This window comes from Salinimonas chungwhensis DSM 16280, from assembly GCF_000378185.1.
Lineage (GTDB): Bacteria > Pseudomonadota > Gammaproteobacteria > Enterobacterales > Alteromonadaceae > Alteromonas > Alteromonas chungwhensis.
Genome location: NZ_KB899377.1, coordinates 1 through 12270, shown reverse-complemented (window position 1 = coordinate 12270; position 12270 = coordinate 1). Strand labels below are relative to the sequence as shown.

General features: G+C 47.5%; 14 protein-coding genes and 1 rRNA gene. 10 read left to right on the top strand and 5 right to left on the bottom strand.

Annotated features, from left to right (window positions below):
- Positions 1-4: 4 nt before the first annotated feature.
- From rsmB to def, 3 genes are read right to left on the bottom strand one after another with little or no spacing between them, the layout of a single operon-like run.
- A complete protein-coding gene (gene rsmB, locus F458_RS0104225) occupies positions 5-1339 on the bottom strand; it encodes a 16S rRNA (cytosine(967)-C(5))-methyltransferase RsmB (RefSeq protein WP_018982134.1) in 1335 nt (444 codons plus the stop codon).
- Complete coding sequence (gene fmt / locus F458_RS0104220; protein WP_018982133.1) at positions 1336-2292, bottom strand: methionyl-tRNA formyltransferase; 957 nt, start codon at positions 2290-2292, stop codon at positions 1336-1338. The genes rsmB and fmt overlap by 4 nt, the downstream gene beginning before the upstream one ends.
- 8 nt (positions 2293-2300) lie before the next feature.
- Positions 2301-2810, bottom strand: coding sequence for a peptide deformylase (gene def, locus F458_RS0104215; protein WP_018982132.1), 510 nt, complete (start codon positions 2808-2810; stop codon positions 2301-2303).
- A gap of 195 nt (positions 2811-3005) precedes the next feature.
- On the opposite strand from def, the gene F458_RS0104210 reads away from it, so the two are divergent.
- The 7 genes from F458_RS0104210 to F458_RS0104180 all read left to right on the top strand — a co-directional run bounded on the left by F458_RS0104210 (position 3006) and on the right by F458_RS0104180 (position 8630).
- On the top strand, positions 3006-4094 hold the full coding sequence (locus tag F458_RS0104210; protein WP_018982131.1) for a LysM peptidoglycan-binding domain-containing protein: 1089 nt from the start codon (positions 3006-3008) through the stop codon (positions 4092-4094).
- A 57-nt stretch (positions 4095-4151) separates the two neighbouring features.
- The gene (dprA, locus tag F458_RS0104205) at positions 4152-5279 is read left to right on the top strand and encodes a DNA-processing protein DprA (protein WP_018982130.1); all 1128 of its coding nucleotides are present in this window, start codon (positions 4152-4154) and stop codon (positions 5277-5279) included.
- 1 nt (position 5280) lies between these two features.
- Positions 5281-5757 carry a DUF494 family protein gene (locus F458_RS0104200; protein ID WP_026294480.1) on the top strand — a complete coding sequence of 159 codons (477 nt, stop codon included), beginning with the start codon at positions 5281-5283 and terminating at the stop codon, positions 5755-5757.
- Between the two features lie 24 nt (positions 5758-5781).
- Positions 5782-6318 carry a DNA topoisomerase family protein gene (locus F458_RS21135; RefSeq protein WP_018982128.1) on the top strand — a complete coding sequence of 179 codons (537 nt, stop codon included), beginning with the start codon at positions 5782-5784 and terminating at the stop codon, positions 6316-6318.
- Positions 6319-6337: 19 nt separating this feature from the next.
- Positions 6338-6901, top strand: coding sequence for a Sua5/YciO/YrdC/YwlC family protein (locus F458_RS0104190; RefSeq protein ID WP_018982127.1), 564 nt, complete (start codon positions 6338-6340; stop codon positions 6899-6901).
- Position 6902: 1 nt separating this feature from the next.
- Positions 6903-7817, top strand: coding sequence for an oxygen-dependent coproporphyrinogen oxidase (gene hemF, locus F458_RS0104185; RefSeq protein ID WP_018982126.1), 915 nt, complete (start codon positions 6903-6905; stop codon positions 7815-7817).
- Between the two features lie 138 nt (positions 7818-7955).
- Positions 7956-8630, top strand: a complete 675-nt coding sequence (locus tag F458_RS0104180; RefSeq protein ID WP_018982125.1) for an OmpW family outer membrane protein — start codon at positions 7956-7958, stop codon at positions 8628-8630.
- Positions 8631-8686: 56 nt separating this feature from the next.
- Here the strand turns inward: F458_RS0104180 and F458_RS0104175 are convergent, their stop codons facing one another.
- Positions 8687-9121 (bottom strand): group II truncated hemoglobin, encoded by a 435-nt coding sequence (locus F458_RS0104175; RefSeq protein ID WP_018982124.1) that lies wholly within the window; start codon positions 9119-9121, stop codon positions 8687-8689.
- Here F458_RS0104175 and aroE point away from each other — a divergent pair.
- Positions 9120-9932, top strand: a complete 813-nt coding sequence (aroE, locus tag F458_RS0104170; RefSeq protein WP_018982123.1) for a shikimate dehydrogenase — start codon at positions 9120-9122, stop codon at positions 9930-9932. The two genes, F458_RS0104175 and aroE, sit on opposite strands and share 2 nt — an antisense overlap.
- Position 9933: 1 nt before the next feature.
- On the opposite strand, the gene F458_RS0104165 is transcribed toward aroE, so the two are convergent.
- Entirely contained in the window at positions 9934-10470 is a 537-nt protein-coding gene (locus F458_RS0104165) for a gamma carbonic anhydrase family protein (protein WP_018982122.1), read from the bottom strand.
- A 277-nt stretch (positions 10471-10747) separates the two neighbouring features.
- Between F458_RS0104165 and F458_RS0104160 the strand changes: the two genes are divergently transcribed.
- Positions 10748-11704, top strand: a complete 957-nt coding sequence (locus F458_RS0104160) for a CDP-glycerol glycerophosphotransferase family protein (protein WP_018982121.1) — start codon at positions 10748-10750, stop codon at positions 11702-11704.
- Positions 11705-12131: 427 nt separating this feature from the next.
- A 16S ribosomal RNA gene (locus tag F458_RS0104155) occupies positions 12132-12270 on the top strand; the annotation flags it as partial.

Here is a 12270-nt window from a genome sequence, read left to right as displayed (position 1 = left end):
TCTGTTATCGTTCTACTGATTGATTTCGAAAAGACTTTAACAGTCTGCAATAATAGAAACCATCCATTTGTTGCTCTCCGGGCAGAATTTGCCGGCCCGGGTTATCAGGGGTTTCACCCGCGATAATTGGAACAAGCTGGGCATCAGCATGGGTGGATAAAAAGTGCTGCATCTGTTCACTATTCTCTGCCGGGAGTAAAGAGCAGGTGGCATAAAGCAGTGTGCCGCCTTCTTTTAACGTCGGCCACAATGCCGTCAGAATCTGGTTTTGTAATATTACTAACGCATCAATATCGCTTTTCTTGCGCAACCACCGAATATCCGGATGGCGACGGATAACCCCGGTCGCAGAGCAGGGCGCATCCAGCAAAATCCGGTCAAAATGTTGGCCGTCCCACCACGTATCAGGAGCAGAAGCATCGCCCTGTATTATCGAAGCAGTATGCCCCAGGCGCTGCATATTTTCTTCAACGCGTATAAGACGCTTTTTGTCACTGTCCAGTGCGATGCACTGCGAAATAGCTGGGGCAGTTTCGAGAATGTGGCCGGTCTTGCCACCTGGTGCCGCACAACAGTCCAAAATACGCTCGCCTTCCCGAGGCAACAAATATGCTGCCGCAAGCTGAGCAGCACCGTCCTGAACGGCAAACCAACCTTCATTATAGCCGGGCAGGCTAACCACATCGGTACGGGTTTGAACAATAACCGCATCAGGGTGCTCTTCGCTGAGTGTAAAACGAATATCAGCCGACGTCAGAGCACTGGTAAACGTATCCATCGATACTTTCTGTCGGTTGACTCTCAACCATAAAGGCGCAATTTCATTGGCTTGGGCAAGGATTGTCCCGGCAAAGGATGGGTAACAGGTGTGGATAGTTTTATATAGCCACTTTGGCATACCACTTTGTATTATGGGGTCGTCACTGCGCTGTAAGTGCATGTCCTGACGCTGAAAGTTTCTCAGCACAGCATTTACTAAGCCTTTAAGGCCATCGCCGCCCAGTACTGAAGCTGCGTGGACAGTTTCTGCCACTGCTGCATGGGCCGACACCCGGCTGAACGCAAGCTGATAAAAACCCAGCATTATCAGATGCTCAAGAATCTTTTTATTGCCTTTTAACGGCTTATCCAAAAGTGCGCGAAGCCACAGCTGTAGTTGCGGAAGCTGACGCATTGCGCCCATGGACATTTCCTGAAGCCAGGCACTGTCTTTTGGTAAATGACGCTGCTGAACAGTGCTTAAGCATTCACGTGAAGACTTGCCGTTTTCAAGAATCTGATAGATTACCCAAGCAGTATCGGCACGCAGATTTTTGGCGCGGGGAAGTGGGGCATTCATGCCGGTTTTTTACTACCTATAATGTGATTAACTTTAAACCAGTCTTTTCGTGCATTGAGAACTTCTGCTGCACTGAGCGGTTTCTTGCCCGGCAACTGTAAGCTGGTAATTTTTAACCGGCCCTCTCCGCAAGAAACAACAATGCCGTGTTTATCGGCCTGAGTAATCATGCCGGGAGAACTTGCACCCTCTTCGTCGATGACTTGCGCGGCCCATATTTTGACTTTCTCACCCGCGATTTCAGTCCATGCCACCGGCCAGGGATTAAATGCCCGGGTATTGCGCGCTAACTGCGATGCCGACTGCGACCAGTCAATCTCAGCTTCTTCTTTAGATAGTTTCTTTGCGTAGGTAGCCTGACTATCATCCTGCTTTTGCGGCTGCGCTGTATCCAGATTGTCCAGCACATGCATCAAGGCTTTCGGTCCCAGCTCTGCTAGCTTGTCGTAAAGCGTAGCACTGGTATCTTCAGGCTGAATTGGAATAGCCGCAGTATGCAGCATATCACCGGTGTCCAACCCCTCATCCATCTGCATGATGGTAACCCCGGTTTGTGTATCTCCTGCCCAGATAGCTCGCTGGATAGGGGCCGCACCCCGCCACAAAGGAAGCAGTGAGCCGTGCACATTAATACACCCAAACGGTGGTGTCTGTAACACTGTCTGGGGCAAAATCAACCCATAGGCAACCACTACCATTATATCTGCTTTAATATTTTGCAAGGTTTGCTGGGCGTCTTCATCTTTCAGTGACTGAGGTTGGTGCACCTGAATATCATTAGCCAGAGCGAGTTGCTTGACCGGGCTGGCAGTCAGTTTTTTGCCACGTCCTGCCGGGCGGTCTGGCTGTGTGTAAACAGCCACCACCTGATGCTCTGAATCCAGCAAGGCGCGAAGATGATCAGCAGCAAAATCCGGGGTACCTGCAAAAATAATACGAAGAGAATTAGCCACGATTATCCTTACGCTTTTGCAGCCAGACGAGCTTCTTTCTCAAGCTTCTTACGAATACGCTGACGCTTTAACGGTGACAGGTAATCTACAAAAAGCTTGCCTTGTAAATGGTCCAGCTCGTGCTGAATACAAATGGCAAGCAAACCGTCCGCATCCAGCTCGAAGGTCTCACCGTTTTCATCCTGCGCTTTAACTTTCACCGTTTCAGCACGTTCAACTTTTGCGTAGTTACCCGGAACAGAAAGGCAGCCTTCCTCACTGATAGTGTTGCCTTCTTTTTCAACAATTTCCGGATTGATGAACACGCGGGGTTCATTTTGATCCTCTGATACGTCCATAACCACAACCCGTACATGGCGATCAACTTGCGTAGCGGCAAGCCCGATGCCTTTTTCATCGCGCATGGTTTCGAACATATCTGAGACTAGTTGTTTGATTTCATCGTTTACCTCGTTAACCGGCTTCGCTACATTGCGCAACCGCTCATCGGGAAAACGTAATACGTCTAAAATCGCCATCTGTCGTTATTACACTCTCACTGTATGAATTAATATACGATCCAACTGCCAGCATTATTTACACCTGGATAATGGGTACTATTCTACCGTATAACAGCTATACGTGCAGTTTTTTATCCGGCAACTGAATTTTCTAATGTTATAGCCGATATAAAGGCAGTGCGTGAAAAATCAACAATACAAAGGTAAATAAGCATGACAGGTCGCCGGCAAAACATAAAAGGGGTTCGTGCATGGCGTCACTGGCTGGTGGCGCTATTATTCGTGCCTCTGTCTATGGTACAGGCTGCGGTAACCCTTAAAGAGACTGCACCGAAAACTTACACAGTGAAAAAAGACGACACGCTGTGGGATATTGCCAATCTGTTTTTGGATAAGCCCTGGCTATGGCCGCAGCTATGGCGAACCAATACCCAAATTGTGAACCCCCACCTGATTTATCCGGGAGATGTTTTGCGCATCCGTATGGTAAATGGACAGCCTGTGCTGGAAGTGGCCAGAGAAAAGAAACGACTTACGTTAAGCCCCAGCACAGTAAAGCAAACTAAGCCCTCACCAATAAACACCTTGCCCTGGTCAGCTATTGCCCCGTACGTCAATCAGAATGAAATTATCGCTGAGGACAAGTATGAAATACTGCCTCATCTGCTGGGTAATTCGAGCGGTGGCATCCGATTCATTACCGATGATCTGGTTTTAAGCAGAAGTTATGGCCGTCCTCAGGATCAGTATCGGGTAGTAAGAAAGCAGTCTACTATCACCGATATGAACGGCGCTGTGCTGGGAATTCAAATTCATCATATAGCTAATGCCAATATGGTGGAAAGTAAGATTCCCACCCAGTGGCTGGTAAAAGTAAATGAATCAAACCTGGAGGCTCGTCGGGGCGACCGCCTTTTTGCAGGTGAGTTACCTGAGCCTCAGGATATGATTTTACAACCCGCCACCACTCAACGTGCGCATGTAATAGGTAATCTTCATCAGCACCAGTTACTGGGCAAAAATGATGTGGTGGTTATTGATCTTGGTCATGCTGATATCCAGCCTGGAACGGTTATGGGGATCTATGCCCAGGGGCCCGCTATTATTGATGGCGAAAACCCCAGATACGCCAGTGAAGCCAATGCTGTTAGCAGCCCGTTCAAAGATGGCTCAACCATCATTCAACCTGCGTTGAAGGTAGGAGAGCTGATAATTTTTAAAACCTTTGAAAAAGCAAGTTACGGCATTATTACCCGTGCCCGGGAGATGGTGAAAAACGGTGATATTGTGGCAAATCCGTAATCCGGCACGGTAATCAGTCAGCACGCAAGGCATGCTATCTTGCTTACAGGAGATCACATGTCTGCGTCAGGTTGCTCTAGAGATTTGGCGGCGTTACTGGCTCTGGCTTCAGCCCAGGGAGTGGGGCCGGCCACCTGGCTGAACTTGCTCAGTACTTTGAAAATTAGCCCCAGTGAACTCGTCGGGGGGAACTGGTCGCCCATGACCGCCGCTCAGCAAGACCAGATTAATACTCTGCTAGGACGCATTGACCAGTCTAAAATCGACGCTGCGCATGACTGGCAAAAAAGCGATCCAACTCATCATCTTATCGGTTATACAGACGCTCATTACCCTGCAATGCTCAGACATCTGAGTTCACCGCCGCTTGTTTTATTTGTAAAAGGTGAGCTCGAATGTCTGACAGTGCCCTTTATGGCTCTGGTGGGAAGCCGCCGTGCCTCACCTAACGGATTATCGCTGGCCCGTTATATAGCAGCTCAGCTAAGCCAGGCGGGACTTGGCATAATTAGCGGTATGGCGGCCGGGATTGATGCTGCAGCTCACCAGGGGGCGCTGGATGTAAGTGGGCCAACAGTGGCAGTGATCGGCACCGGCGCCGACCAGATATACCCACGCCGCAACCGCTCGTTACACCAGAACATCATAGCCCGGGGCGGCGCGATAATCTCTGAGTTTTGGCCGGGGACGCCACCACGCCCCCGGCATTTCCCACAGCGAAACCGAATAATCGCCGCTATGGCGCTGGGAACCCTGGTTATCGAAGCTACAATTAAAAGTGGTACCTTGATTACTGCAAATATGGCCGCAAATATGGGGCGGGATGTTTTTGCTATTCCCGGCAATATCGACAACCCACTGACAGCAGGGTGCCATCATTTGCTTAAGCAAGGGGCTATTTTGGTTACCGGTGTTAATGATATTCTTGATGAGCTTCAGTTGCCTGAACAAAAAATCTCGAATACAGAAGACCTTAAGACAGCCAGTCAACAAAAAACTCATGAGGAAAGCTTGGCAACCGATAAATTATTAGCTAGTGTGAACCATGATGTCACCGGTGTAGACATCATCTGTGAGCGCAGCAATATGCCAGTATCACAAGTGCTGGCAACATTATTACAATACGAACTGCGTGGCCTGGTAGCCGCTGTTCCTGGTGGTTACATAAAGTTGAGGGGGAAATAACATGTTCGACATCCTCATGTATCTGTTTGAAAATTTTATTCACAGTGAAACGGAAATTCGGGTTGATCAGGACGAACTCACCGAAGAACTTGTGCGTGCAGGTTTTCATCACGATGAAATATATAAAGCGCTTGCGTGGCTGGAAAAGCTCGCAGCGCTTCAGGAAACGGATATTAAACCCTATTTTTGTAAAGGGATTTCTTCTAGCCTGAGTCGTATCTACACGCATGAGGAACAAATGCGTCTGGATGTAGAATGTCGCGGGTTTTTACTGTTTCTTGAGCAGGTGGGGGTACTGGATGCCAGCACCAGAGAAATGGTTATTGACCGCGTCATGGAAATCGATTCAACAGAATTTTGTCTTGAAGACCTCAAGTGGGTCGTGCTCATGGTGCTATTTAATGTACCAGGCAAAGAGAATGCATACGCTCAGATGGAAGATTTGCTATTTGAAGAATCAGACGGCGTACTGCACTAAAGCGGAGGGTCATTTGACCTTGTAATGTCGAAAATTGATCATTCCCTATTTGACGGGCCGGCACATGACTTTGGGACATGTCCGGAATGCGAAAACTCTTTACAGATTCGCAATGGCAAAACCGGTCCTTTTATAGGCTGTTCAGCCTACCCAGATTGTACTTTCAGTAAGCCCCTACACGATAATCAAACCACCACATTAAAAGAGATGCCCGACGTAAACTGCCCAGCGTGTGGGTCGATCATGGCGATCAAGAACGGCCGCTACGGAATGTTTCTTGGCTGTACAGGGTTTCCAGACTGTCATTATATAGAGCCTATCAATACCCAGGAAGATACGCAGCTTACCTGTCCCAAGTGTAAAAAAGGGCACATCGTTGAGCGAACAAACAAGTATGGCAAACGGTTTTTTGCCTGCGATAATTATCCGACTTGTCGATATGTGGTAAATTTCACGCCTGTGCAGGGCGCTTGCCCGGCGTGTGGTTGGGAGCTGATGGTAAAGAAAAAAGGAACCATTTGCTGTCCTCAGCCCACATGCGATTTTAAGCAAACCGATTAAGTAGACAGAGACACAAAAAATGCAGAACGAATCATCTGGTGATGATCCTATTGTTGCAGCGTTTGCAGCAGGTGAATTATTGGTATATCCAACCGAGGCCGTTATGGGTATCGGGTGTGATCCTGATAATCAGGATGCGGTATTGAAACTACTGACACTCAAAGCGCGCCCGATAGAAAAAGGCATGATACTTATCGCTGATAGTTATTCCCGTTTGCTGCCTTATGTCAACGATAATGCTATCAGAATGGATAAGCGTACCGAAATCTTTTCCAGCTGGCCCGGGCCGAATACCTGGCTATTGCCCAAATCTGCTCAGGCCCCAGCGTGGATCACGGGGGAGCATGCCACTATCGCAGTTCGGGTTACAGATCATCCGGTAGTGAAGCAATTATGCGAAAAAGTGGGTAAACCACTGGTATCAACCAGTGCGAATCCAGCTGGTGCTGCACCTGCCAGAACTATCGGCCAGGCCCGTGATTATTTTGGCGAAGACGTAACCTACGTGAGCGGAGAAGTCGGTGGACATGATCGTCCAAGTACAATTCGTGATGGTGCCACCGGAAAAATAATAAGAGATTAATATGTCCAGCAATACAGATACTGCCCAGGTAGAAAAGGTAAAAGCTTATTTATTGGCGCTTCAGGATTCTATTTGTCAGACCCTGGAACTGGCGGATGGACAGGGTCACTTTAAAGAGGACTCTTGGAGAAGGCCTGAAGGCGGTGGTGGTCGTTCAAGGGTAATAAAAAACGGCGCTATCATCGAGCAGGGGGGCGTCAACTTTTCTCATGTCCAGGGTGAGCAGCTGCCTGCTTCAGCAACCGCGTCACGGCCCGAGTTAGTGGGTCGTAGCTTCCAGGCCATGGGCGTTTCCCTAGTTATTCATCCCCATAACCCTTATATTCCGACCTCCCATGCGAATGTACGTTTTTTTATCGCAGAGAAGCCGGGTGAAGAACCTATATGGTGGTTTGGTGGTGGTTTTGACCTGACACCTTTTTATCCCTTCAAAGAAGATATACAACATTGGCATGCGGTGGCTAAAAAAGCCTGCGCACCATTTGGTGAAGAGGTTTATCCCACTTACAAAAAATGGTGTGACGAGTATTTCTATTTAAAGCATCGAGAAGAAACCCGTGGTGTGGGCGGGCTGTTTTTCGATGATTTGAATGAATGGGACTTTGAAACGTGTTTCGCTTTTATGCAAGCGGTCGGTAACGCTTATCTTGATGCCTATGTCCCCATCGTTGAGAAACGAAAAATGCAGGCCTACGGGAAACGTGAAAGAGAATTTCAGTTATACCGCCGGGGTCGCTATGTAGAATTTAATCTGGTGTGGGACCGGGGCACCTTATTTGGTTTACAAACCGGTGGCCGCACCGAGTCCATTCTAATGTCTATGCCACCTTTGGCGCGCTGGGAATACGGTTACGAACCAGCTGCGGGCAGTCCAGAAGCCAGGCTGACTGAGTGGCTCAAACCTTGTGACTGGTAACCGAACCTAAGCAGACTTGATCCAGGTCAAGTTTGCTTGAGGGTTGCTGCCGTTCTATATTATAAAATTGTTTCAGATCAACTTTTTTCTTGCCAAAAGGCGTAAGGTGCTCGTAAGTTCTTAAACGAGATAAACACCATGAAAACCGCTATTCTTTCCTCTTTGCTCGTACTTTCTGCTGCAGCCTCCAGTGTGGCTATAGCGCATCAACAAGGTGAAATTATCGTGCGCGGTGGCGCCACTACAGTCGCACCTGACGAATCTACATCGACGATTATCGCCGGTGGTGAAGATCTTGGCGTTGGTTTGTCTATTGAAAGCAATACGCAGTTGGGCCTGAACATCGCCTATTTTGTTACCGACAACCTCAACATCGAATTGCTTGCTGCAACGCCCTTCAAGCATGATGTTGATTTTGGTGTGACCGATCCGCTGGGTACCGGTAACAAGCTGGGGGAAGTGACACATTTGCCTCCCACATTGACGCTTAATTATTATTTCAACGATGCCAGTTCAGTTTTACAACCTTATGTAGGTGCCGGCGTTAACTATACCTTTATTTATGACGAGGAATTCACCGGTGCTAATCGTGAGGCTGGCTTGTCTGACTTGTCTCTGGACAACAGTGTTGGTTTATCAGCCCAGTTGGGAATGGATGTGATGTTGGATAATAACTGGCACGTAAATACTTCAGTAAGATGGATCGATATTGACACTGAAGCGTCATTTAACGTCGGAGAAGCTCGGGGCGCCGTCAATTCAATTGAAATCGACCCCTGGGTCTATACGTTGGCAGTAGGTTACACTTTTTAACGATTTGCTTGTCCTGGCATTGCCACTTGGCGCTCTGTGTTTTAAGAGCGCCTTTTTTATTTGTCGTCTGGCTGATTAATCATATGCTCGGCCAGACTGTCCAGCGCGACCAGTAGCCGGTTGGCTAGTTTTATATCACTAACATTTTTCATCATTGCTTTGCGCATGCAATACATCCACTGGGCCTTTAGGGCAGGGGTTACGGTAAAAGGCAGATGTCTCGCCCGTAATCTGGGGTGACCAAACTGCTGTTCGAAGTCATTCGGTCCTCCCATCCACATCTTCAGATAAAGAAAAAAAACATGCCGAATACGGGTCAGCGGCATGGGGTGAATTGCCAGTAGCTCTGAGGCAAAGGGGTCGTGTTCCATAACATTATAGAAATCATTAGCAATAGCCTTGACAGCGGGCTCTCCTCCGATAGCCTCGTACACAGTTCCAGGCGCAGCGGCTTGCTGCTTTTTTTTACTTAGAAAACTGAATATTCCCATGAATAAATTTGCCGTATTTGGAAACCCGATAGCCCATAGTTTATCACCAACCATTCATCAAATGTTTGCCAGGCAGCATAACCTGACAATCAGTTACGAAAAGATTGGTCCGGAGGAGGCTGACTTTGAACGTAGTCTTCACGTATTTTTTGCTGCTTCCGACGCAATTGGCTGTAATGTTACCTCGCCGTTCAAAGGCAGAGCCTTGCAGCAGGCCGATACATTGAATAATGCAGCTAAACTGGCCAGGGCGGTAAATACTTTACACAGAACAGACACCGGGCAGCTGCAAGGATATAACACGGACGGGATAGGGCTGGTAGCAGATATCCATAATCAGGGCATTACGCTGGCGAATAAAAAGGTGTTACTTATTGGCGCTGGTGGTGCAGCAAGGGGCGCAATCCATCCGTTGCTGGATGAAGGTATTAACACTTTGGCGATTACCAACCGAACCATGAGCCGCGCCGAGCAAATCGCCAGTGAGGTTAGTCACCCAGCGTTTATGGCCCTCGATAAGCCCGGACTGATGTCGTTTGATGCTGATATCATTATCAATACAACATCAGCAAGTCTGCATAACCAATTACCTGACTTACAGCATATTTCATTTGTGAAGTGTGAATTGGCCTATGATATGGCCTACAGTAATGAGGCAACATTATATATGGAACGGGCCAACCAAGAGGGCGCTGCACAGAGCGCCGATGGATTAGGCATGCTGGTAGAACAAGCGGCAGCCGCGTTTACCATCTGGACCGGTAAAGTTCCCCAAACCGGCCCGGTGATAGATGCGCTACGTCAGCGCTAGCCTACTGTGACAAGTATTCGTTTTTAAGCTCGACATAGTTAATCGCTGACTGTTTCAAAAACTTGATTTCGGCGTCTTTGAGTGGCCGTTTTTTCTGCATGGGGTTTCCTACATAAAGATAGCCACTCTCCAGCGTTTTGTTAGGAGGCACAAGGGTGCCTGCGCCGATAAATACGTCATCCTGGACAATAGCGCCGTCCATTATAATAGCGCCCATACCAACAAGTATGCGGTTGCCAAGCTTACAACCATGAAGCATGCATTTATGGCCAATAGTGACATCATCGCCGATAGTAAGAGGAAGGCCCGCAGGCAAATGCTCTGAACGCCTGGTGACATGTAAGACTGTACCATCCTGAATATTAGTGCGTGCACCGATGCGAATATAGTTTACATCGCCTCTGGCGGCGACCATGTGCCAAACGCTGCTATCCTGGCCAAGGGTTATGTCGCCCACAAGACGCGCAGAGTCAGCGATATATGTGTTTTCCTGTATGGTAGGGCTGACGCCCTTAAATGCAGATAATGCAGTTTGCATACAACATTCCTCGCGTTATTTGGAAAATTAACTGGCATAACCATACCATATCTAACTAAGTTGCTATTTACGCAGACTACAATATGGTTGCTTAACCTGACACGCTACATGTTGAGTTTAGAATTACCAGAAAATTCAAACCTGATAAACTCAGTATCAATTTTAAAACTGCCAGCTTATTTTTATGACAAAGCGCTATCTATTATTCGTTAATCTGCCTTACGCCTATTCTATCCTCCGTCCTCTACAGGAGGAAATCCACAGGAGGGGGGCGGACGTGGCGTGGTTCATAGAGCAAGAATGTGAAAACTGTCTGTTAGAAGGGGAGAAGCGATTAGTAACTGTGGATGAAGTGAAGAGCTTCAATGCTGCAGCCACGATTACGCCTGGTAATTTTATCTATGACTTTTTTCCAGGAATCAAAGTAGCCGTTTTCCACGGTTATTTTATTGGTAAGCGGGGCGAAAAAACCTATGAGGAAGACTCTCATTTTCGCATTCGGGGCTGGTTTGACCTTTATTGCACACAAGGGCCAAGCAGCACCGGTCCTTATCAACATCTGGAAAAGCTGGATGGCAGTTTCAAGGCCTACGAAACTGGATGGTGTAAGGTAGACACTTATGTCAACGGTAAAGCTGCGCCTGCCACTAATCCTCCCACAATTTTATACGCGACAACTTTTACTAAAAGCGTAACGTCTGTTGAAGCCGTTTACGAAACAATTGAAAGACTAAGTGAAACCCGAGAATGGAATTGGATATTAACTTTTCATCCCCGGCTCCATGGTTCAGCAATAGTGGATAAGTATAAGGCACTGGCTGAGCGCAGAGGCAATGTAAGGTATGTCCACAATATTGATTTACACAGCGTGAATGAAGCGAGTGTGATGCTGTGTGACAGTTCATCAATTATTCTTGAATTTATGCTGCAGGATAAACCTGTAGTGACTTATAGAAATACCAACCCCGGGCCACACCTTCTGGATGTGCAAAGCATAGAAGAGATTGAACCGGCTTTAGATAAAGCGCTGACCAGGCCACCGTCACTTATAAAGGGGATACAAAATTACGTGGCGCACCATGAAAAATACAGGGACGGGCGAAATAGCGCGCGGGTTATTGATGCAATAGATGATTTTATTCATTGCTATAAAGACAAACTGAAACCGAAAAAACCAGGACTATGGCGTAAGCTACAGGTAAGAAAACGCCTGGGATACTGGAAATTGAACTAAAAAACGTCAGATCGCACAGGAAATAAGCAAACAAACCTAATATGACACTTTTTTGAAATTAAGTGTTGACGGTGTGGCTCAGATCGCTAGAATGCGCACCACTTCGACGGGACAGGCCAACGGCTAGAACGGAACAAGGGTTTATCAGACCGGCTCAGGCCAGCGTGATAAACGGTTTTTACAACGCTTCAAAATTAACTTTCAAAAAAGTGTTGACAATAAAAACCAACGGCGTAGAATGCGCCTCCCGCTTCGGGGTAAAGCCTGAAGCCAACGCGAAGTAAGATTGCTTATAGCAAGTACTGAAAAGCGTGTCAGGCAACAGTGTTGACTGACAAATTGCTCTTTAACAATTTATAACAAGACAATCTGTGTGGGCACTCGTTAAGAGTGTCAACCGACGATTCATAGATAGATTTTCGATTTTTAATTGAAGAGTTTGATCATGGCTCAGATTGAACGCTGGCGGCAGGCCTAACACATGCAAGTCGAGCGGTAGCATTTCTAGCTTGCTAGAAGATGACGAGCGGCGGACGGGTGAGTAATGCTTGGGAACTTGCCTTTGC